Origin of the sequence: Sinomonas sp. B1-1, from assembly GCF_050474465.1 — a bacterium.
Lineage (GTDB): Bacteria > Actinomycetota > Actinomycetes > Actinomycetales > Micrococcaceae > Sinomonas > Sinomonas flava.
In genome coordinates, this window is record NZ_JBCHVF010000003.1 from 178892 (window position 1) to 201174 (window position 22283).

The following is a 22283-nucleotide window of genomic DNA, read 5'->3' on the forward strand; positions in this document are numbered from 1 at the left end:
GCCTTGGTCCTTCACGCCGGTCTGGACCGCTTCCTAGAGTGTGGCCATGGCTGCCGGACCAATCCGCCCCGGGCTGGACGGAAGCGCATCCGACGCGATGCTCGCGATGGGTCGCTTCTTCACCCGCTGGGACGAGACCGATGATGGGCGCGCCGTGTTCCGCGAGGGCGGGCGCGCAGGGGACGTGTTCTACCGGGACCGGTGGAGCCACGACAAAGTGGTCCGCTCGACCCATGGCGTGAACTGCACGGGCTCGTGCTCGTGGAAGGTGTACGTCAAGGACGGCATCATCACGTGGGAGTCGCAGCAGACCGACTATCCCTCGGTGGGCCCGGACCGGCCCGAGTACGAGCCCCGGGGCTGCCCCCGCGGCGCGGCCTTCTCCTGGTACACCTATTCGCCCACGCGCGTGCGCTACCCGTATGTGCGCGGCGTGCTGCTGGAGATGTACCGGGAGGCGAAGCAGCGCCTCGGGGACCCGGTCGAGGCCTGGGCCGACGTGGTGTCGGACCCGGAGCGGCGGCGCCGCTACCACCAGGCCCGCGGCAAGGGTGGCCTCGTGCGCGCCAGCTGGAACGAGGCCACCGAGATGGCGGCGGCCGCGCACGTCCACACCATCCGCACCTACGGCCCGGACCGGTGCGCGGGGTTCTCGCCCATCCCCGCGATGTCGATGGTGAGCCACTGCGTCGGGACACGCTTCGTCCAGCTCATCGGCGGCGTCATGACGAGCTTCTACGACTGGTACGCGGACCTCCCCGTGGCCAGTCCACAGGTGTTCGGGGACCAGACGGACGTCCCCGAGTCCGGCGACTGGTGGGACTCCACCTACCTGGTCATGTGGGGCTCGAACGTCCCCGTGACGCGGACCCCCGACGCGCACTGGATGGCGGAGGTGCGCTACCGCGGCACGAAGGTGGTCGTGGTGAGCCCGGACTACGCGGACAACACGAAGTTCGCCGACGAGTGGATGCCCGCGCAGGCGGGCACCGATGCGGCCCTGGCCATGGCCATGGGCCACGTGCTGCTCACCGAGTTCTTCCGGGACCGGCAGGTCGGCTTCTTCACCGACTACGCCCGCAAGTACACCGACCTCCCCTTCCTCATCACGCTCGCGCCGGGGCCCGACGGCGCGGGGCTGGTGCCGGGAAAGTTCCTCACCGCCGCGGACCTCCCCGACGGCCAGGACCAGGGCCACGACGGCACCGAGGACGCGAAGTGGAAGACCGTGCTCCTCGACGACGGGACCGGCCAGCCCGTGGTGCCCAACGGGTCGATCGGCTTCCGCTACAGCGACTCCGGCGAGGGCAAGTGGAACCTCGACCTCGGCGACGTGGTGCCGCGCCTGAGCCTGCACGGCGATCCCGAGGGCGGCACAGCCGAGGTCCTCCTGCCCTGCTTCGAGGCCCCGGACGGGTCGGGGTCGGTACTGACACGCGGGGTCCCGGTGCGCGAGCTGGGGGGACGCACCGTGACCACCGTGTTCGACCTGATGATGGCCCAGTACGGCGTGGCCCGACCGGGCCTGCCGGGGGAGTGGCCCGCGGGGTACGACGACGCGTCCAGCCCCTACACCCCCGCCTGGCAGGAGGCCATCACCTCAGTCCCGGCGTCCCAGTGCATCCGGATCGCGCGGGAGTTCGCCCGCAACGCCGAGGAGTCCCAGGGGCGCTCCATGGTCATCATGGGCGCGGGCATCTGCCAGTGGTTCCACGGCGACGCGACCTACCGCTCGATCCTCGCCCTCCTGCTCCTCACTGGCTCGATGGGCCGCAACGGCGGCGGCTGGGCGCACTACGTGGGCCAGGAGAAGACCCGCCCCATCACCGGGTGGGTCTCGCTCGCGAACGCCCTCGACTGGAGCCGGCCGCCGCGCACCATGACCGGGACCTCGTACTGGTACATGCACACCGGACAGTGGCGCAACGACGGGTACTCCGCGGCCTCGCTCGCCTCCCCGCTGGCCGAGGGCCACCTCGACGGCATGCACACCGCGGACGCGATCGCGCAGTCGGCACGGCTCGGATGGATGCCGTTCTACCCGCAGTTCGACCGCAGCCCGCTCGCCGTCGCGGATGAGGCGCACGACGCCGTCGCGTCGGGTGCCGCTGCCAGCGAGGCCGAGTACGTGGCGGCACAGCTCGAGCAAGGCGCGCTGAAGCCCGCGATCGACGACGTCGACGCCGAGCAGAACTGGCCCCGGACCCTGGTCCTGTGGCGCTCCAACCTGATGGGCTCCTCCGCGAAGGGCAACGAGTACTTCCTCAAGAACCTCCTGGGCACCCACAACAACGTCCTGGGGACCGCGGCGGAACCGGGGATGCCGCGGCCCCGCGACGTCGCGTGGCACGAGGAGACGCCCGAGGGCAAGCTCGACCTGCTCATGTCCGCGGACTTCCGCATGACGAGCACGACCCTGCTCTCCGACATCGTGTTCCCCGCCGCGACCTGGTACGAGAAGTACGACCTCTCCTCGACCGACATGCACCCGTACGTCCACGCGTTCACCCCCGCGATCGATCCCCCGTGGGAGGCGCGGAGCGACTTCGAGATGTTCCACGGGCTGGCCCGCGAGTTCTCGAGGCTGGCCCGCAAGCACCTCGGGGTCCGGCGGGACCTCGTCTCGGTGCCCCTGCAGCATGACACGCCGGGGCAGCTGGCCCAGCCCGGCGGCGTCGTGCGCGACTGGCGCGACGGCGACGTCCCCGCCGTGCCGGGGCAGACGATGCCGGTCTTCGCCGTCGTCGAGCGCGACTACACGGCGATCGCGGACAAGCTCGCCGCCGTCGGGCCGCTGGCGCGCGAGAAGGGCTTCACGGTCAAGAACGTCACCTACCGGCTCGGGCACACCCTCGACCGGCTGGCCGGCAGCAACGGGGTGATGTCCCACGGGCCGGCCGCGGGCCTGCCGGCGATCGACACGGACGCGAAGCTCGCCGAGGCCATCCTCGCGTTCTCCGGGACCACGAACGGCGAGCTGGCGGTGCAGGGCTTCAAGGACCTCGAGGTGCGCACCGGCCGGCGGCTCGCCGACCTCGCCGAAGGGTCCGAGGAGAAGACCATCCGGTTCGCCGATACGCAGGTCGCGCCCGTCCCCGTCATCACCTCGCCGGAATGGTCGGGCTCGGAGACCGGCGGCCGGCGGTACGCGCCGTTCACCATCAACGTCGAGCGGCTCAAGCCGTGGCACACGCTCACGGGGCGCATGCACTTCTTCCTGGACCACGACTGGATGCGGGACCTTGGGGAGGCCCTGCCGCTGTACCGGCCGCCGCTGGACATGAACCGGCTGTTCGGCGAGCCCAGGCTCGGCGGCGACGGCCTCGAGATCACCGTCCGGTACCTCACGCCCCACAACAAGTGGTCCATCCACTCCGAGTACCAGGACAACCTGTTCATGCTCTCGCTCTCCCGCGGCGGCCCCACGTGCTGGATGAGCCGCGAGGACGCGGAGGCGATCGGCGTGAAGGACAACGACTGGATCGAGTGCGTGAACGCCAACGGCGTGTTCGTGGGGCGGGCCATCGTGAGCCACCGCATGCCTGCCGGCGTCGTGTACGTCCACCACGCGCAGGAGCGCACGATCGACGTGCCGAAGTCCGAGGCGACCGGCCGGCGCGGCGGCATCCACAACTCGGCGACCCGGCTCCTGGTCAAGCCGACGCACCTCATCGGCGGGTACGCGCAGCTCGCGTATGCCTTCAACTACCTGGGCCCCACCGGGAACCAGCGCGACATGGTCGCGACGATCCGCAGACGTTCGCAGGAGGTGCAGTACTGATGAGGGTCATGGCCCAGGTGGGCATGGTGATGAACCTGGACAAGTGCATCGGGTGCCACACGTGCTCGGTCACCTGCAAGCAGGCGTGGACCAACCGCGCCGGGGTCGAGTACGTCTGGTTCAACAACGTCGAGACGCGCCCCGGCCAGGGCTACCCGCGCCAGTACGAGGACCAGGAGCGCTGGCGGGGCGGCTGGGAGCTGAACAAGCGGGGCCGGCTGCGGCTCAAGGGCGGGGGACGTGTCAAGAAGCTCCTCGGCATCTTCGCGAGCCCGGTCCAGCCCGAGCTCAAGGACTACTACGAGCCGTGGACCTACGACTACCGGAACCTCGTCGAGGCGCCGCTCGGCGACGACTTCCCCGTCGCCCGGCCCAAGTCCCTCATTACGGGCGAGGACATGAAGGTCACGTGGAGCGCCAACTGGGACGACAACCTGGGCGGGTCGGCTGACCATGGGCTGCAGGACCCGATCGTGGCGAAGCTGCGCCAGCAGGAGAGGGCCCAGCAGGAGAGGGCGCAGGAGCAGCGGGCCGAGGCGGAGGAGAAGATCCGCTTCGAGTTCGAGAAGACGTTCATGTTCTACCTGCCGCGGATCTGCGAGCACTGCCTCAACCCCTCGTGCATGGCCTCGTGCCCCTCGGGCGCGATCTACAAGCGCAGCGAGGACGGGATCGTCCTCGTGGACCAGGACCGCTGCCGCGGCTGGCGCCAGTGCATCACGGGCTGTCCGTACAAGAAGATCTACTTCAACCACAAGAGCGGCAAGGCCGAGAAGTGCACGTTCTGCTACCCGCGGGTGGAGATCGGGCTGCCCACCGTGTGCTCGGAGACGTGCGTGGGCCGGCTGCGGTACCTGGGCATCTTCCTGTACGACGCCGACGCCGTCACCGCCGCCGCCTCCGTCCCCGACGAGAAGGACCTCTACCGCGCGCAGCTCGACCTCATGCTGGACCCCGACGACCCCGAGGTCATCGCCGCCGCGCGGCGGGACGGCATCCCGGAGGACTGGCTCGACGCGGCCCGGCGCTCGCCGGTCTACAGGCTCGCGAAGGTCTACGAGGTGGCCCTCCCGCTGCATCCCGAGTACCGCACGATGCCGATGGTCTGGTACGTGCCGCCGCTCTCGCCCGTCATCGACCTCCTGTCCGACCAGGGTCACGACGCCGAGGACGCCGGGACCCTGTTCGGCGCCATCGAGGCCCTGCGCATCCCGCGCGAGTACCTCGCCGAGCTGTTCACGGCGGGCGACACGGCCGTCGTCGACCGCGTGCTCCGCCGGCTCGCGGCGATGCGCGCCTACATGCGGGGGATCTCCCTCGGCACGGGCGCGGACGAGTCGATCGCGGCGAGCGTCGGCATGGAGGGCGCGGACGTCCAGGAGATGTACCGCCTCATGGCGATCGCCAAGTACAGCGAGCGGTACGTGATCCCCAAGGCCCACGTCGAGGAGGCGCACAACCTCGAGGAGCTCGGCTGCTCCCTCGACTTCGACGAGGGCCCGGGGATGTATCCCTCGGACGCGTTCGGCGAGGCGAGCGGGCGGCCGGTGCCCGTCGCCGTCGAGACGTTCCACGCGCTCAAGGACCGCCAGACCACCGAGGGGGAGTCCCAGCCCGGGTCGCTGCGCGGCCGCGTGAACCTCCTCAACTGGGACGGCCGGGGTGTGCCCGAGGGCCTCTTCCCGGAGGGGAACGGGGCCTCCGCTGAGAAGGAACCGGGGTCATGAGAGGCCACGAGCATGCGGTCCTCTACGCCGCCGCGGCGCGCCTCCTCGAGTACCCCGACGAGCGCTGGCGCGACGGCCTCGGGCTCGTGCTCGCCGCCCTCGCCGAGCAGCGCGGCCCGCTGCCGCGGCTCCTCGAGTCGGCCGCGGCCCGGATCGCGGACGACGACGCCGAGGCCGCCCGCCGCTGCTACGTCGAGACGTTCGACATGTCCCGCAAGCACGCCCTCTACCTCTCCTACTGGACCGACGGCGACACGAGGCGCAGGGGAGAGGTCCTCGGCACGTTCAAGCGGCGCTACCGCGACTCCGGCTGGCTCGTGGACCTCGACGGCGAGCTGCCGGACTACCTGCCCCTCGTCCTCGAGTTCACGGCCCGCGCGGACTACCGCTCCGGCCGGGCGCTCCTGGCGGAGTACCGCGCGAGCCTCGAGCTCCTGAGGATGGCCCTCGCCGACGCCGGCTCCCCGTACGCGTCCGTGCTCGAGGCCGTGTGCCGGTCCCTTCCCGGGGCGTCCCCCACGAGCCGGGCCGAGGCCATGGCGCTCGCGGGGCCCCCGCGCGAGGCGGTCGGGCTCGACCCGTACGACCCCCGGCTGCTCCCCATGGCCCAGGAAGGAACCCTCTGATGGACGTCCTGCTGTGGGGCGTGGCCCCCTACCTCATGGTGGTGCTCCTCATCGCCGGGAGCATCTGGCGCTACCGCTACGACCAGTTCGGCTGGACCACCCGGTCCTCGCAGCTGTACGAGTCCCGGCTCCTGCGCATCGCCTCGCCCCTGTTCCACTTCGGGCTGGTCTTCGTCATCGCGGGCCATTTCGTGGGGCTCGTCATCCCCAAGGCGTGGACCGAGGCGCTCGGGGTGACGCAGGAGCTGTACCACTTCCTGGCCCTGTCGGTGGGGCTCATCGCCGGCGTGTGCACGCTGCTGGGCATCGTGCTGCTCGTGTACCGGCGCCGCCGCACCGGCCCGGTGTTCATGGCCACCACCAAGAACGACAAGGCGATGTACATCTTCCTCGTGGGCGCGATCGCGCTCGGGGTCTGGACCACCCTCGTGAGCACCGTGTCCCCGAACCCCCACGCCTACGACTACCGCGAGACCGTGAGCCCCTGGTTCCGGTCGCTGTTCGTCTTCCAGCCGGACGTCGCCGCCATGGCCGCCGCGCCGTTCGAGTTCAAGTGGCACACGGTCGTGGGCATGGTCCTCTTCGCGATGTGGCCCTTTACTCGCCTCGTCCACGCCTTCACCGCGCCGTTCCACTACCTGTTCCGCCCGTACATCGTGTACCGCTCGCGCGACGTCGGGCCCGCGCCCGGGAGCCGCGCGCCCCAGCGCGGCTGGGAGCGGACCGGCGCCCGGGACCGTGACCGCGCCCGCTGAGAGGGGACAACGACTGTGAGCACCGCACCTGAGCCCGCCCGCACCGGCCAGACCGACCCGGACGCCGCGAGACCCGGCGCGCCCCGCAACCTGACCCTCGCGACCCTCGCCTCGGTCGTCGGGTTCTGGGGGTGGACCGTGATCGCCCCCCTCGGAACGTTCTACGCGAAGGACATGGGCCTCAACGCAGCCCAGACCGGCCTCCTCGTCGCGATGCCGGTCCTCGTCGGATCGCTCGGCCGCATCGCCGTCGGCGTCCTCACGGACCGGTTCGGCGGCCGTCGCCTGCTGACCTGGATCCTGTTTGCCACCGCCCCCGTCGTCGTGCTCGTGGCGCTCGCGGGGAGCCTGAAGTCGTTCGCCCTCATGCTGCTGTTCGGGTTCTTCCTCGGGGTGGGCGGCACGGTCTTCACCGCCGGCATCCCGTTCTCGGCGGCCTGGTACCCCGCCTCCCGGCAGGGCTTCGCCACCGGCATCTTCGGCATGGGCATGGGCGGCACGGCCCTCTCCGCGTTCCTCACCCCGCGCCTCGTGGGCTGGATCGGGTACTGGCCCACGCACATCGCGATCGCGGTGCTGCTCGTCGTGACGGGCCTGGTGGTGCACTTCGCGATGCGCGAGTCGCCGACGTGGAGGCCCGCCGGCGCGGGGACGTTCGGCAAGCTCGTCCGGGCCGCGAAGCTGCCCGTGACGTGGCAGCTGTGCTTCCTCTACGCGGTCGTGTTCGGCGGATTCGTCTCCTTCAGCACCTACCTGCCCACGTACCTGCGCGACATCTACGACTTCAACCTCACCGACGCCGGCACTCGCACCGCGGGCTTCGCCCTCGCCGCTGTCGTCGCGCGGCCCATCGGCGGGATCATCGCGGACCGGATCGGTCCCAAGCCGGTCGTGGCCGTCGCCCTGGCCGGGGTCGCCGTGCTCGCGTTCATCGTGAACCTGCAGCCCTCCGGCGAGGTCGCGACGGGCGCGACCTTCCTCGCGATGGCCGCAGCCCTCGGACTGGGCACCGGAGGCGTGTTCGCGTGGGTCGGCCGGCGCTCGCCGGCGGGGATGGTCGGCGCCGTGACGGGCGTCGTGAGCGCGGCGGGCGGCCTGGGCGGCTACTTCCCGCCGCTGATCATGGGCGCCACCTACAACGCCGCGGAGCGCTCGTACGCGATCGGGCTCCTGCTCCTGGCCGGGACCGCGATCGTCGCCCTCGTCCTGACGCTCCTCATGGCCCGCAGGCAGGCCTCGGCCTCGCCGGCCGGGGCGCGGGCCTGACCCAGCCGCCACCCGCGCACGACGGCGGGCGGCCAGCCCGCGCGTGCCGCCCACCCGGCGTCGTGCGCGCCACAGCCCCCGCGCGAGCCCTGTACCGCCAGAGGCGCCCCGGGTGCGAGACTTGGCCCCATGCTGCTCGACGAGCTCGTCGCCACCGCGGAGGCGGTCACGGCCACCCGGTCGCGGCTGGCCAAGGTCGAGTCGCTCGCTCAGCTGCTGCGCCGGGTCGCCGACGAGTCGCCGGCGGAGGTGGCCACCGCCGTCGGGATGCTCGTCGCGAAGCCGCGCCAGGGTCGGGTGGGAGTCGGCTGGAGGGGGCTCGCGCAGGTGCGGGACGCCACCCCAGCCGCCGAGGCGCCGTCGCTCACGGTCCGCGACTTCGACGAGCTGCTCGACCGGCTGGCCAGCACGTCAGGGGCAGGGGCCGCGGCGGCGCGGACCGATCTCCTGGGCGGCTTCCTGCGCCGGGCCACAGGGCGCGAGCAGCGGTTCGCCATCGGGGTCCTGCTGGGGGAGATGCGCACGGGAGCCCTCGAGGGCGTGCTCGCCGATGCGGTCGCAGCGGCAGGCGGCCGGCCCAACGCGCTCGTGCGGCGGGCAGCGATGCTCTCGGGCGACCTCGGCGAGACCGCGCGGATCGCCCTCACTGGGACCGAGGAGGACCTGTCGGGTGTCGGGCTCGTCGTCGGACGCCCGGTCCTGCCGATGCTCGCCGCCTCGGCGAAGACCCCCGCGGAGGCGCTTGCCTCGACAGGGGAGGCGTCGGTGGAGTTCAAGCTCGACGGCGCCCGGATCCAGGTCCACCGCGCCGGCGACGACGTGCGGGTCTTCACCCGCAGTCTGGCGGACGTCACGCAGCGCGTGCCGGAGGTGGTCGCGGTGGTGCAGGCCATGCCTGTGCGTGACGTCATCCTCGACGGCGAGACGCTCACCCTCGACGAGGGCGGGGCGCCGCGGCCGTTCCAGGAGACCATGTCCCGATTCGGCGCGGAGCAGGCGCGCGAAACCGTGCTGCGGCCCTGGTTCTTCGACGTGCTCCACGTGGACGGGAGGGACCTCCTCGACGAGCCGCTCGCCGTGCGCCGGGCCGAGCTCGCGAGGCTCGCGCCGGACCACGTCATTCCCGGCGAGGTGACCGACGATCCCGAGGCTGCGGAGCGGATTTCCCGTGAGGCGCTCGAGGAGGGCCACGAGGGCGTCGTGGTCAAGGCGATCGGCTCGCCGTACGCTGCCGGGCGCCGCGGCTCGAGCTGGATCAAGGTCAAGCCGGTCCACACCTATGACCTCGTCGTCCTCGCCGCCGAATGGGGCAGCGGCCGCCGGCGCGGCTGGCTCTCCAACCTCCACCTCGGCGCGTACGACCCGGCGGGGGAGTTCGGCGAACCGGGCGGATTCGTGATGGTCGGGAAGACGTTCAAGGGCCTCACCGACGACCTCCTGCGCTGGCAGACCGAGCACTTCCCCACGCTCGAGGCCAGCCGCGACGCGCACACGGTCTACCTCAAGCCCATTACCGTGGTCGAGATCGCCATCGACGGCGTGCAGCGCTCGCCCCGCTACCCGGGAGGGATCGCGCTCCGCTTCGCGCGGGTCAAGCGCTACCGGGACGACAAGCGGCCAGACGATGCCGACACGATCCAGGCGCTGCGGGCCCTGCTGCGCTGATTTGGAGCGCTGGGCGGCGTCCAGTACAGTGGAAGGACCAAAGACCGCCGGTCGTTGGCTGTCGTGTGCCGAAAGGCGGGGCACGGCACCCATCGAAGGTCCCCGACAGGGGCGGCCAGCGCAGGTGAACCGAGCGAGACGCTCCCGGCCCCGGCCGAGACTCCAACGCCCTGTGCATCTGCGCGGGGCGTTTTCCATGTTGCGGACCGCCCCCTCCGGCGTCAATTCCCCGGAAGGAGGGTTATGGCAACGCCTACCAAGGTGGCAGCTGTCGAGGAGATCACCAAGGATTTCCAGGAGTCGAACGCTGCGGTCCTGACCGAATACCGCGGGCTCACCGTCGCCCAGCTCAAGCAGCTGCGTCGTTCGCTCGGCACTGAGAACAAGTTCTCGGTCGTCAAGAACTCCCTGACCGCCATCGCCGCGAAGGAGGCTGGCGTCGAGGCATTCGACGGCCAGCTTGCCGGTCCGACCGCGATCGCGTTCATCAAGGGTGACGCCGTTGCGGCCGCCAAGAGCCTGACCGACTTCGCTAAGGACAACAAGCAGCTCATCATCAAGACGGGCTTCTTCGAGGGCAAGGCCCTCGACGCCGGCGAGGTTGCCGCTCTTGCGGCGCTGGAGTCCCGCGAGCTGCAGCTCGCCAAGGTTGCCGGCGTCCTCAAGGCGCCCATGGCCGCGGCTGCACGCATCATCGACGCCCTGCGTCTCAAGCTCGAGGAGGAGGGTGGCGCTCCGGCTGCCGCCGAGGCTCCCGCTGCTGAGGCTTCCGACGAGGCTGCGGCTCCGGCCGAGGCCCCCGAGGCGGCCGCCGAAGAGGCCTGAGCCTCTTCCCCCACCCCAAACTCCGGCGCGCCGCCTGACGGCGGGCGCCACCTAGCGAAAGGACGCCAACCATGGCGAAGCTCACCCAGGACGAGCTGATCGAGGCCTTCAAGGAGCTCACCATCATCGAGCTCTCCGAGTTCGTGAAGAAGTTCGAGGAGGTCTTCGAGGTCACCGCTGCTGCGGTCGCCGTCGCCGGCCCCGCGGGCGGTGCCGAGGCTGCTGCCGAGGAAGAGAAGACCGCTTTCGACGTCATCCTCGAGACCGCTGGCGACAAGAAGATCGCGGTCATCAAGGAGGTCCGCTCCCTCACGTCGCTCGGCCTCAAGGAGGCCAAGGACCTCGTGGACAGCGCCCCCAAGGCCGTCCTCGAGGGTGCGACCAAGGAAGCTGCCGACAAGGCCAAGGAGGTCCTCGAGGCCGCCGGCGCCACGGTCACCCTCAAGTAAGCTCCGCGCTTCCTGCGCCAGGGCCCCGCATCCGACTCCGGTCGGCGGCGGGGCCCTTCCGCGTCCCAGCCCCCGCCGAGGTCACCCCGTGTGGGGCCGAGGTCACCCCGTGTGGGCGCGAGGTCACCCCGTGTGGGGCCGAGGTCACCCCGTCTGCGCGCGAGGTCACCCCGTTGCGTCAGAGGGGGTCGCTGATGTCCGCGACCGTCGCATCCAAGGCGCGCACGAGCTGGTCGGCATCCACGAACGCGCTGCGCCCGTGCGCCCCCGCGCCCATCGAGACCCTGCCGCTGATTGCCGCGTCGGCGACGACCGGCCAGGCTGTGGTGGACCCCAGGGGAGTGATCGTCCCGCGCTCGTACCCCGTGGCCTCGAGCGCGACGTCGGCCGGGGGCATCGAGAGCCGGTTCACCCCCAGGAGCGCGCGCAGCTTGGGCCAGGAAATCTGCCGGTCGCCCGGGATGAGGGCGAACAGGAACGTCCCGTCCGGCCGCTTCACCACGAGGGACTTCACGACCTCCCGCGGCGAGATCCCCAGATTCGCCGCGGCCTCCTCGAGGCTGCGGGCGCGGCCGCGGTCGGCCACCTCCACGTCGAGCCCGTGCTGCCGCGCTGCCGCCAGGAAGCGGGCGTGGCCGTCCGCGCCCGGGGGAGCGGCGCCGTCGTGCGTCACCGCCGCCGCTCAGTCCCGGTAGAGCAGGAGCGCTTCGCCCTGCCCTCCGCCGCCGCACAGCGACACGGCGGCGCGGCCCGAGCCGCGGCGGGCGAGCTCGTGCGCGGCGTGCCCGGCAAGGCGCGCTCCGGAGGCGCCGATCGGGTGGCCGAGGGCGATCGCCCCGCCGTGGAGGTTGCACTTCTCGAGCGGGTAGTCCAGATCCTTGAGCGACTGCACTGCGACCGACCCAAAGGCCTCGTTGATCTCGATGAAGTCCAGGTCCGCGGTCGTCCAGCCCGCACGGGAGAGCGCGTTCTGGATCGCGTGCGAAGGCTGGGAGTGCAGCGAGTTGTCCGGTCCGGCCACCTGCCCCGGCCTGCCCACGACGGCGAGCCACTCGAGCCCGTGCTCCTCGGCGTACGCGCGGCTCGTCAGCACGAGGGCCGCGGCGCCGTCGGAGAGCGGCGAGGAGTTGCCTGCCGTGATGGTGCCGTCGGTCGCGAAGGCGGGGCGCAGCGGCGCGAGGGTCTCGAGGGATGTGTTGGGCCGCACGCCCTCGTCCTCGGCGATCACGATGGGATCGCCCCTGCGCTGCTTGACCTCGATGGGAGCGATCTCCTTCTCGAAGACCCCCTCCTTCTGGGCGATCGCGGCGCGGACATGGGACGCCGCGGCGACCTCGTCCTGGGACTTCCGGTCGATCCCCAGCGTCAGGTTCCGGGTCTCGGTGGAGAGCCCCATGGACTCGCCGTCGAAGGCGTCGGTGAGGCCGTCGTGCGCGGCGACGTCGAGTGCCGCGACCGTCCCGTACGTCCAGCCCTGGCGCGAGCCGGGCAGCAGATGCGGGGCGCGGGACATCGACTCCTGGCCGCCGGCGACGACGACGGTCGCGTCCCCGGCGCGGATCATCCGGGCGGCGTCGATCACCGCGGTGAGGCCGGAGAGGCAGACCTTGTTGATCGTGACGCAGGGGACGTTCCAGCCGATCCCGGCTCCAATGGCGCTCTGCCGGGCCGGATTCTGGCCGGCCCCCGCCTGGAGGACCTGGCCCATGATGACGGCGTCGACCGCCGAGGCCCCGACCCCGCTGGCCTCGACCGCGGCGTGGATGGCATGGGTGCCGAGGTCGACCGCGGTGAACGAGACGAGCTGCCCGTTGAGGCGACCCTGGGGCGTGCGGACGGCCGACAGGATGACAACGTCGTTGGTGCCTTCGCTCATGGTTCTCTCCTTTGCTCTCTGTGAGAAAGGCTACAGCCGGGGGAGCCGCCACCGCACAGCCAGGACAGCCTGAAACTCGCGCAGCTGCGGGTGTACAGTGGTCTGCGTGCGACGGAGCGAACCGCGCGGCCGGCGGGCACCGAACGGTGCACTTGACCTTGGCCGCTGCGTGCGCTAGACACGTGTGCCTTTCTGCGGTATGGTGATTCTTTGCGTTCTCCCTTTAAACCGTTGCCTTCATATAGCGGTGGGCTCTCGGGACGGCATCACGTTCAACTGAACAGGTTGGGTGGGTCATGCCTCGTCTGGGGAGGGTGCGGACAATCCTGAAGGTCTGTGGAAGGATCCCTCTTGGTCGCCTCGAGCACCTCTGAAACCCAAACCGCTACCACCGACGGTGCAAACCGCCGGCTCTCTTTCGCGAAGATTCACGAACCGTTGGATGTTCCGAATCTGCTGGCCCTCCAGACCGAGAGCTTCGACTGGCTCGTCGGCAACGAGCGCTGGCAGGCCCGCGTCGCGAAGGCGCAGGCCGAGGGCGATGACAGCGTCGCGACGACGTCCGGCCTCGCGGACATCTTCGAGGAGATCTCCCCGATCGAGGACTTCCAGGGAACCATGTCCCTGAGCTTCTCGGATCCGGAGTTCGCCGACCCGAAGTACACGATGGCGGAGTGCAAGGACCGCGACGCCACCTACTCGGCCCCGCTGTACGTCAAGGCCGAGTTCATGAACAACAACACGGGCGAGATCAAGCAGCAGACCGTGTTCATGGGCGACTTCCCGCTCATGACGGACAAGGGCACGTTCGTCGTCAACGGCACCGAGCGCGTCGTCGTCTCCCAGCTGGTCCGCTCGCCGGGCGCCTACTTCGAGCGCACCGCGGACAAGACGAGCGACAAGGACATCTACACCGCGAAGATCATCCCGTCGCGCGGTGCATGGTTCGAGCTCGAGATCGACAAGCGCGACCAGGTCGGCGTCCGCCTCGACCGCAAGCGCAAGCAGTCCGTCACCGTGCTCCTCAAGGCGCTCGGCTGGACCGAGGGCCAGATCCTCGAGGAGTTCGGCGAGTACGACTCGATGCGCGCCACGCTCGAGAAGGACACCACGGAGACCCGCGAGGACGCGCTCCTCGACATCTACCGCAAGCTCCGTCCGGGCGAGCCGCCCACGGTCGAGGCCGCCCAGTCCCTCCTGGACAACCTCTACTTCAACGTCAAGCGCTACGACCTCGCCAAGGTCGGCCGCTACAAGATCAACCGCAAACTGGGCATCGACCGCCCGCTCTCGGACCCGACGGCGTCCATCCTCCACATCGAGGACATCGTCGCCATGATCAAGTTCCTCGTCGCGCTCCACGCCGGCGAGAAGTCGATCAAGGGCACGCGCGACGGCGAGGAGATCGACGTCCGCGTCGAGGTCGACGACATCGACCACTTCGGCAACCGCCGCATCCGCGCCGTCGGCGAGCTCATCGAGAACCAGGTCCGCACGGGCCTGTCCCGCATGGAGCGCGTGGTGCGCGAGCGCATGACGACGCAGGACGTCGAGGCGATCACGCCGCAGACCCTCATCAACATCCGTCCCGTCGTGGCCGCGATCAAGGAGTTCTTCGGAACCTCCCAGCTGTCGCAGTTCATGGACCAGAACAATCCGCTCTCGGGCCTGACGCACAAGCGCCGCCTCTCCGCGCTCGGCCCCGGCGGCCTGTCCCGCGACCGCGCGGGCATGGAGGTCCGTGACGTCCACCCATCGCACTACGGCCGCATGTGCCCGATCGAGACCCCTGAAGGCCCGAACATCGGCCTCATCGGCTCGCTCGCCTCCTACGGCCGCATCAACCCGTTCGGCTTCATCGAGACGCCGTACCGCAAGGTGTCCAACGGCGTCGTGTCCGACCAGGTCGACTACCTCACCGCGGACGACGAGGCCGAGGTCCAGATCGCCCAGGCGAACTCGCCGCTGAACGAGGACGGCTCCTTCGCTGAGGAGATGGTCCTCGTCCGCCAGCGCGGCGGCGGCGGCGAGCCCACGCTCGTCCCGGCCGACGAGGTCGAGTACATGGACGTCTCCCCGCGCCAGATGGTGTCGGTCGCGACCGCCCTCATCCCGTTCCTCGAGCACGACGACGCCAACCGAGCCCTCATGGGCGCGAACATGCAGCGCCAGGCCGTGCCGCTCGTCCGCTCCGAGGCGCCGGTCGTCGGCACCGGCATGGAGCGCTCGGCCGCCGTGGACGCGGGCGACGTCGTGGTGGCCAAGAAGGCGGGCGTCGTCACCGAGGTCTCGGCGGACCTCGTCGTCGTGCTCAACGACGACGGCACCGAGACGAACTACCGGATCGGCAAGTTCGCCCGCTCGAACCAGGGCAACTGCTACAACCACCGCGTGCTCGTGAACGAGGGCGACCGCCTCGAGGTCGGCGGCATCATCGCCGACGGCCCGGCGACGGACCAGGGCGAGCTCGCGCTCGGCAAGAACCTCCTCGTGGCGTTCATGTCGTGGGAGGGCCACAACTTCGAGGACGCGATCATCCTCTCCCAGCGCCTCGTGGCCGAGGACGTCCTGTCCTCGATCCACATCGAGGAGCACGAGATCGACGCCCGCGACACGAAGCTGGGCGCCGAGGAGATCACCCGTGACATCCCGAACGTCTCGGAGGAGGTGCTCTCCCAGCTCGACGAGCGCGGCATCATCCATATCGGTGCCGAGGTCGAGGCGGGCGACATCCTCGTCGGCAAGGTCACCCCGAAGGGCGAGACCGAGCTGACCCCGGAGGAGCGCCTCCTGCGCGCGATCTTCGGCGAGAAGTCCCGCGAGGTCCGCGACACGTCCCTCAAGGTTCCCCACGGCGAGTCCGGCACGGTCATCGGCGTGCGCGTGTTCGACCGCGACAACGACGACGAGCTGCCCCCGGGCGTCAACCAGCTCGTGCGCGTCTATGTTGCCGCCAAGCGCAAGATCACCGACGGCGACAAGCTCGCCGGCCGCCACGGCAACAAGGGCGTCATCTCCAAGATCCTGCCGGTGGAGGACATGCCGTTCCTGCCCGACGGGACCCCGGTCGACGTCGTCCTCAACCCGCTCGGTGTCCCCGGCCGAATGAACGTCGGCCAGGTCCTCGAGCTCCACCTCGGCTGGATCGCCAAGACCGGCTGGAAGGTCGAGGGCGATCCGGAGTGGATGAAGAACCTGCCGAACATGCCGCGCGAGGTCGGTCCCAACCAGACCCTCGCCACGCCGGTGTTCGACGGCGCCCGCGAGGAGGAGATCTCCGGTCTGCTCGACTCGACGAACGTCACGCGCGACGGCGACCGGCTCATCGACTCCTCGGGCAAGGCCCAGCTGTTCGACGGCCGCTCCGGCGAGCCGTTCCCGGACCCGATCTCCGTGGGCTACATGTACATCCTGAAGCTCCACCACCTCGTGGACGACAAGATCCACGCCCGCTCCACTGGCCCGTACTCGATGATCACCCAGCAGCCGCTCGGTGGTAAGGCGCAGTTCGGCGGCCAGCGCTTCGGTGAGATGGAGGTGTGGGCCCTCGAGGCCTACGGTGCCGCGTACACCCTCCAGGAGCTCCTGACGATCAAGTCGGACGACATCCACGGCCGCGTGAAGGTCTACGAGGCGATCGTCAAGGGCGAGAACATCCCCGAGCCGGGCGTGCCCGAGTCCTTCAAGGTCCTCATCAAGGAAATGCAGTCGCTGTGCCTGAACGTGGAGGTCCTCTCCGCCGACGGCCAGACGATCGAGATGCGCGACGCGGACGATGCAGTCTTCACTGCCGCGGAAGAGCTCGGCATCGACCTCTCCCGCGACGAGCCCAGCTCCGTCGAAGAGGTCTGACCCCCTTCCGCACCGGCAGACGAACGACTTAGAGACACGAGAGATAAGGGACCACATTGTCCAGCGAATCCTCCTTCGGCCTCATGCAGATCGGCCTCGCGACCGCGGAAGACATCCGCAACTGGTCGCACGGCGAGGTCAAGAAGCCGGAAACCATCAACTACCGCACGCTCAAGCCCGAGAAGGACGGCCTCTTCTGCGAGAAGATCTTCGGCCCGTCCCGTGACTGGGAGTGCTACTGCGGCAAGTACAAGCGCGTGCGCTTCAAGGGCATCATCTGCGAGCGCTGCGGCGTCGAGGTGACCCGTGCCAAGGTCCGCCGCGAGCGCATGGGCCACATCGAGCTCGCCGCGCCCGTGACGCACATCTGGTACTTCAAGGGCGTCCCGTCGCGCCTGGGCTACCTCCTCGACCTGGCTCCGAAGGACCTCGAGAAGGTCATCTACTTCGCGGCCTATATGATCACCAAGGTCGACGAGGAGCGCCGCCACGAGCAGCTGCCCAACCTCCAGGCCGAGCACGACCTCGAGCGCAAGCGCCTCGTGGACACCCGCGACTCCGACATCGCCGCCGTCGCCCGTGACCTCGAGGAGGAGCTTGCCCGGCTCGAGGGCGAGGGCGCGAAGGCCGCGGACAAGAAGAAGGCCCGCGACCTCGCCGACAAGACGATGGCGACCATCCGCAAGCGCGCGGATGCCGACATCGAGCGCATGGAGGCCGTCTGGGACCGCTTCAAGAACCTCAAGGTCGCCGACCTCGAGGGCGACGAGGCGCTCTACCGCGAGCTCCGCGACAAGTACGGCATGTACTTCGAGGGCTCCATGGGCGCAGAGGCGATCCAGAGGCGCCTCGAGACCTTCGATCTGGAGGGCGAGGCGGAGACGCTCCGCGACATCATCCAGAACGGCAAGGGCCAGCGCAAGACCCGCGCGCTCAAGCGCCTCAAGGTGGTCAACGCGTTCCTCACCACGGACAACAAGCCGCAGGGCATGGTCCTCGACGCCGTCCCGGTCATCCCGCCGGAGCTGCGCCCGATGGTCCAGCTGGACGGTGGCCGCTTCGCGACCTCCGACCTGAACGACCTGTACCGCCGCGTGATCAACCGCAACAACCGCCTCAAGCGTCTGCTTGACCTCGGCGCGCCGGAGATCATCGTCAACAACGAGAAGCGCATGCTCCAGGAGGCTGTGGACTCGCTGTTCGACAACGGCCGCCGCGGCCGCCCCGTCACGGGCCCGGGCAACCGCCCGCTGAAGTCGCTCTCGGACATGCTCAAGGGCAAGCAGGGCCGGTTCCGCCAGAACCTGCTCGGCAAGCGCGTCGACTACTCGGGCCGTTCGGTCATCGTCGTCGGCCCGCAGCTCAAGCTGCACCAGTGCGGCCTGCCGAAGCAGATGGCGCTCGAGCTGTTCAAGCCGTTCGTCATGAAGCGGCTCGTGGACCTCAACCACGCGCAGAACATCAAGAGCGCCAAGCGGATGGTGGAGCGCTACCGCCCGCAGGTGTGGGACGTGCTTGAGGAGATCATCACCGAGCACCCGGTGCTGCTCAACCGCGCACCTACCCTGCACCGCCTCGGCATCCAGGCCTTCGAGCCGCAGCTCGTGGAGGGCAAGGCCATCCAGCTGCACCCGCTCGTCTGCGCGGCGTTCAACGCGGACTTCGACGGCGACCAGATGGCTGTGCACCTGCCCCTGAGCCCGGAGGCCCAGGCCGAGGCGCGCATCCTGATGCTCTCCTCGAACAACATCCTCAAGCCGTCGGACGGCCGCCCGGTCACCCTGCCGTCGCAGGACATGATCATCGGCCTGTACCACCTCACCACCAAGCGTGAGGGTGCCGCCGGCGAGGGCCGCGTGTTCTCCTCTGTGGCCGAGGCGATCATGGCGCACGATGCGCGCGAGCTGCACCTGAACGCACAGGTGAAGATCCGCCTCGAGGGCTTCGTGCCGTCGAAGGACCGTCCTGCGCCCGAGGGCTGGGAGCCGGGCGAGCCCGCGCTCATCGAGACCTCGCTCGGCCAGGTGGTCTTCAACGAGACGCTGCCCGCGGACTACCCGTGGGTCGAGTCCGTGGCCGACAAGGGCCAGCTGTCCCGGATCGTCAACGACCTCGCGGAGCGCTACCCGAAGGTCGTCACGGCGGCGACGCTGGACAACCTCAAGGACGCCGGCTTCTACTGGGCCACGCGTTCGGGCGTCACGGTCGCGATCTCCGACATCGCCGTCCCGGAGGCCAAGCCGGCCATCCTGGCCGGCTACGAGGACCGCGCCGCGAAGATCCAGAGCCAGTACGACCGTGGTCTCATCGACGACGAGGAGCGCCGCTCCGAGCTCATCGAGATCTGGGACAAGGCCACCAATGAGATCGCCTCCGTCATGCGCGATTCCATGCCGAAGATGAACACCATCAACCGCATGGTCTCCTCGGGTGCCCGTGGTAACTGGATGCAGGTCCGTCAGATCGCCGGTATCCGCGGCCTCGTGGCGAACCCGAAGGGTGAGATCATCCCTCGCCCGATCAAGTCCTCGTACCGTGAGGGCCTCTCGGTCCTCGAGTACTTCATCGCCACGCACGGTGCCCGCAAGGGTCTGGCCGACACGGCTCTCCGTACGGCCAACTCGGGCTACCTGACCCGTCGTCTCGTGGACGTCTCGCAGGACGTCATCGTCCGCGAGGAGGACTGCGGGACCGAGCGCGGCCTGAACGTCACGATCGCGGTGCCGGACCACAACGGCGAGCTCGTCCGCGACGAGAACGTCGAGAACACGGCCTACACGCGCACGCTCGCCGTCGACGCCACGGACTCCGAGGGCAACGTCCTCGCGGAGGCCGGTGCGGATCTCGGCGACGTGCTGATCAACCGCCTCGTGGACGCTGGCATCACCACGATCCGGGTGCGTTCCGTGCTCACCTGCGAGTCCGCCGTCGGCACCTGCGCTAAGTGCTACGGCCGTTCGCTTGCCTCCGGCAAGCTCGTGGACATCGGCGAGGCGGTCGGCATCATCGCCGCCCAGTCGATCGGTGAGCCCGGCACGCAGCTGACCATGCGTACCTTCCACACCGGTGGCGCCGTGTCGGCGTCGGGCGGCGAGGACATCACGCAGGGTCTGCCCCGTATCCAGGAGCTCTTCGAGGCCCGCACCCCCAAGGGTGTGGCCCCGATCTCCGAGGCTGCCGGACGCATCACGATCGAGGACACCGAGAAGCAGCTGCGTCTCGTCCTCACTCCGGACGACGGCACCGAGGAGATCGCCTACCCGGTCTCCCGCCGCTCGCGCCTGCTGGTCGAGGACGGCGACCGCGTCGAGGTCGGGCAGAAGCTCGTCAACGGGCCGGTCGACCCGAAGCAGGTCCTGCGCATCCAGGGCCCGCGCGAGGCGCAGAAGTTCCTCGTCGACGAGGTCCAGGGCGTGTACCGCAGCCAGGGCATCGGCATCCACGACAAGCACGTGGAGGTCATCGTCCGCCAGATGCTGCGGCGCGTCACGGTCATCGAGTCCGGCGACACGGACCTGCTCCCGGGCGAGCTCGCGGAGGGCCGTCGCTACCGCGACGAGAACCGCCGCGTCGTGTCCGAGGGCAAGCGTCCGGCCTCCGGCCGTCCCGAGCTCATGGGCATCACGAAGGCCTCGCTCGCGACCGAGTCGTGGCTGTCCGCCGCGTCGTTCCAGGAGACCACGCGTGTGCTCACGCAGGCCGCCATGGAGGGCAAGAGCGACCCGCTGCTCGGCCTCAAGGAGAACGTCATCATCGGCAAGCTCATCCCGGCCGGCACCGGCCTCCCGCGCTACACGGAGGTCAATGTCGAGCCGACCGAGGAGGCCAAGGCGACGCTCTTCACCGGTCCGAGCGCGTTCAGCGACTTCGCGTACGACCCGCTGAACGGCGACGGTGTCCAGGAGTTCCACGCAATCCCGCTGGACGACTACGACCTCGGCGGAGACTTCCGCTGAGTTCCCAGCCCCTGCCGGACGGGCGGCCCTAGGCCGCCCGTCCAGCGCACGACGGCGGCCGGTACCCTCCGCGGGTGCCGGCCGCTGCCGTCCCAGCTCCTCCGCCGAGGTCACCCCGTGTGGCGCCGAGGTCACCCCGTGTGGCGCCGAGGTCACCCCGTGTGGCGCCGAGGTCACCCCGTGTGGCGCCGAGGTCACCCCTCCTGCTTTCCGCGGGGGGTGACTTCGCGCCCACCGGGGGTGACTTCGCGCCCACCGGGGGTGACTTCGCGCCCACCGGGGGTGACTTCGGCGGCGGGGAGGGCAAGCGGGAGGCGGGCGGCGGGAGGCGGGCGGCCGGAGGCGGGCGGCGGCGTCGTGGCCGCCGTTTAACGTCCTCGGCTCCGCCCGTGATAGGCTTTCTTCGATTGTTTCTGTGTGGCAGTGGATGAAGGCCGTCGAGAGCCGGTGTTAACCGAAGAGCGACGGGGCCTGTTTCCGGGTTGCGGGGTTGGTGCGCAACGAATGCCACACTTTTGCACGCCTACGGTCGGCTGCCGCAGTGAGTGCGAAGCAACCGACAGCGTCCGCCGGTCCTGCGACTGCAGGTATCGCGTGGGCGGAAGTTCAACGAAGTACGCAAGTACGAAGACGGAGCGAAAGTGCCTACTATTCAGCAGCTGGTCCGCAAGGGCCGCACGCCGAAGGTCTCCAAGACCAAGGCTCCTGCCCTCAAGGGCAACCCGATGCGCCGCGGCGTGTGCACCCGCGTGTACACGACGACCCCGAAGAAGCCGAACTCTGCTCTCCGCAAGGTCGCCCGTGTCCGCCTGACCGGCGGCGTCGAGGTCACGGCCTACATCCCGGGTGTCGGCCACAACCTCCAGGAGCACTCGATCGTGCTCGTCCGTGGCGGTCGTGTGAAGGACCTTCCGGGTGTCCGCTACAAGATCGTCCGCGGTGCCCTCGACACCCAGGGTGTCAAGAACCGCCAGCAGGCCCGCAGCCGCTACGGCGCCAAGAAGGAGAAGAAGTAATGCCTCGCAAGGGTCCTGCCCCCAAGCGTCCTCTCGTCGTCGACCCGGTCTACGGTTCGCCGCTCGTGACGCAGCTCATCAACAAGGTCCTCGTGGACGGCAAGAAGTCCACGGCCGAGCGCATCGTCTACGGCGCCCTCGAGGGTGCCCGCCAGAAGACGGGCGCCGATCCCGTCGCCGCGCTCAAGAAGGCCATGGACAACGTCCGCCCGACCCTCGAGGTCCGCTCGCGCCGCGTCGGTGGCGCCACCTACCAGGTTCCGGTCGAGGTCAAGCCGGGCCGCGCGACGGCGCTTGCCCTCCGCTGGCTCGTGGGCTACTCCAAGGCCCGCCGCGAGAAGACGATGACCGAGCGTCTCCAGAACGAGATCCTCGACGCTTCGAACGGCCTCGGTGCCGCGGTGAAGCGCCGCGAGGACACTCACAAGATGGCCGAGTCGAACAAGGCCTTCGCCCACTACCGCTGGTAAACCCAGTGCTCGCCGCCGG

General features: G+C 69.8%; 14 protein-coding genes. 12 read left to right on the forward strand and 2 right to left on the reverse strand.

Translation table 11 applies throughout. The features are described from left to right. The first annotated feature begins 46 nt into the window (after window positions 1-46). From ACQ5BE_RS07815 to rplL, 8 genes are all read left to right on the forward strand, one after another. Window positions 47-3781 (forward strand): nitrate reductase subunit alpha, encoded by a 3735-nt coding sequence (locus tag ACQ5BE_RS07815; RefSeq protein ID WP_430296452.1) that lies wholly within the window; start codon window positions 47-49, stop codon window positions 3779-3781. Beyond that, window positions 3781-5508: a nitrate reductase subunit beta gene (gene narH, locus ACQ5BE_RS07820; RefSeq protein ID WP_430296453.1), complete on the forward strand. Its 1728-nt coding sequence runs from the start codon at window positions 3781-3783 to the stop codon at window positions 5506-5508. Before ACQ5BE_RS07815 ends, narH begins: the two co-directional genes overlap by 1 nt. Then, complete coding sequence (narJ, locus tag ACQ5BE_RS07825; protein WP_430296455.1) at window positions 5505-6134, forward strand: nitrate reductase molybdenum cofactor assembly chaperone; 630 nt, start codon at window positions 5505-5507, stop codon at window positions 6132-6134. Before narH ends, narJ begins: the two co-directional genes overlap by 4 nt. Continuing rightward, complete coding sequence (narI, locus tag ACQ5BE_RS07830) at window positions 6134-6889, forward strand: respiratory nitrate reductase subunit gamma (protein WP_208709975.1); 756 nt, start codon at window positions 6134-6136, stop codon at window positions 6887-6889. The genes narJ and narI overlap by 1 nt, the downstream gene beginning before the upstream one ends. Window positions 6890-6904: 15 nt before the next feature. Continuing rightward, window positions 6905-8155 (forward strand): MFS transporter, encoded by a 1251-nt coding sequence (locus ACQ5BE_RS07835; RefSeq protein WP_430296456.1) that lies wholly within the window; start codon window positions 6905-6907, stop codon window positions 8153-8155. A gap of 129 nt (window positions 8156-8284) precedes the next feature. Then, window positions 8285-9820, forward strand: a complete 1536-nt coding sequence (locus ACQ5BE_RS07840) for an ATP-dependent DNA ligase (RefSeq protein WP_430296457.1) — start codon at window positions 8285-8287, stop codon at window positions 9818-9820. 243 nt (window positions 9821-10063) lie between these two features. Further along, window positions 10064-10645, forward strand: coding sequence for a 50S ribosomal protein L10 (gene rplJ / locus ACQ5BE_RS07845; protein ID WP_208709972.1), 582 nt, complete (start codon window positions 10064-10066; stop codon window positions 10643-10645). Between the two features lie 71 nt (window positions 10646-10716). After that, window positions 10717-11094, forward strand: a complete 378-nt coding sequence (gene rplL, locus ACQ5BE_RS07850; protein WP_430296458.1) for a 50S ribosomal protein L7/L12 — start codon at window positions 10717-10719, stop codon at window positions 11092-11094. A 178-nt stretch (window positions 11095-11272) separates the two neighbouring features. Here rplL and ACQ5BE_RS07855 read toward each other — a convergent pair whose 3' ends face one another. Continuing rightward, on the reverse strand, window positions 11273-11767 hold the full coding sequence (locus ACQ5BE_RS07855) for an aminoacyl-tRNA deacylase (protein WP_430296460.1): 495 nt from the start codon (window positions 11765-11767) through the stop codon (window positions 11273-11275). 9 nt (window positions 11768-11776) lie between these two features. Then, entirely contained in the window at window positions 11777-12970 is a 1194-nt protein-coding gene (locus ACQ5BE_RS07860) for an acetyl-CoA C-acetyltransferase (RefSeq protein WP_430296462.1), read from the reverse strand. A gap of 351 nt (window positions 12971-13321) precedes the next feature. On the opposite strand from ACQ5BE_RS07860, the gene rpoB reads away from it, so the two are divergent. The 4 genes from rpoB to rpsG all read left to right on the forward strand — a co-directional run bounded on the left by rpoB (window position 13322) and on the right by rpsG (window position 22264). Then, complete coding sequence (rpoB, locus tag ACQ5BE_RS07865; RefSeq protein ID WP_344298852.1) at window positions 13322-16822, forward strand: DNA-directed RNA polymerase subunit beta; 3501 nt, start codon at window positions 13322-13324, stop codon at window positions 16820-16822. 56 nt (window positions 16823-16878) lie between these two features. Continuing rightward, a complete protein-coding gene (locus tag ACQ5BE_RS07870) occupies window positions 16879-20778 on the forward strand; it encodes a DNA-directed RNA polymerase subunit beta' (RefSeq protein WP_430296463.1) in 3900 nt (1299 codons plus the stop codon). Between the two features lie 641 nt (window positions 20779-21419). Further along, window positions 21420-21794, forward strand: coding sequence for a 30S ribosomal protein S12 (rpsL, locus tag ACQ5BE_RS07875; RefSeq protein WP_077490633.1), 375 nt, complete (start codon window positions 21420-21422; stop codon window positions 21792-21794). Continuing rightward, entirely contained in the window at window positions 21794-22264 is a 471-nt protein-coding gene (rpsG, locus tag ACQ5BE_RS07880) for a 30S ribosomal protein S7 (protein ID WP_430296464.1), read from the forward strand. The genes rpsL and rpsG overlap by 1 nt, the downstream gene beginning before the upstream one ends. Window positions 22265-22283: the final 19 nt, after the last annotated feature.

Coding starts and splice junctions, on each gene's coding strand:
- ACQ5BE_RS07815 (WP_430296452.1), top strand. CDS start 47: ATGGCTGCCGGACCAATCCGCCCCGGGCTGGACGGAAGCGCATCCGAC.
- narH (WP_430296453.1), top strand. CDS start 3,781: ATGAGGGTCATGGCCCAGGTGGGCATGGTGATGAACCTGGACAAGTGC.
- narJ (WP_430296455.1), top strand. CDS start 5,505: ATGAGAGGCCACGAGCATGCGGTCCTCTACGCCGCCGCGGCGCGCCTC.
- narI (WP_208709975.1), top strand. CDS start 6,134: ATGGACGTCCTGCTGTGGGGCGTGGCCCCCTACCTCATGGTGGTGCTC.
- ACQ5BE_RS07840 (WP_430296457.1), top strand. CDS start 8,285: ATGCTGCTCGACGAGCTCGTCGCCACCGCGGAGGCGGTCACGGCCACC.
- rplJ (WP_208709972.1), top strand. CDS start 10,064: ATGGCAACGCCTACCAAGGTGGCAGCTGTCGAGGAGATCACCAAGGAT.
- rplL (WP_430296458.1), top strand. CDS start 10,717: ATGGCGAAGCTCACCCAGGACGAGCTGATCGAGGCCTTCAAGGAGCTC.
- ACQ5BE_RS07860 (WP_430296462.1), bottom strand. CDS start 12,970: ATGAGCGAAGGCACCAACGACGTTGTCATCCTGTCGGCCGTCCGCACG.
- rpsG (WP_430296464.1), top strand. CDS start 21,794: ATGCCTCGCAAGGGTCCTGCCCCCAAGCGTCCTCTCGTCGTCGACCCG.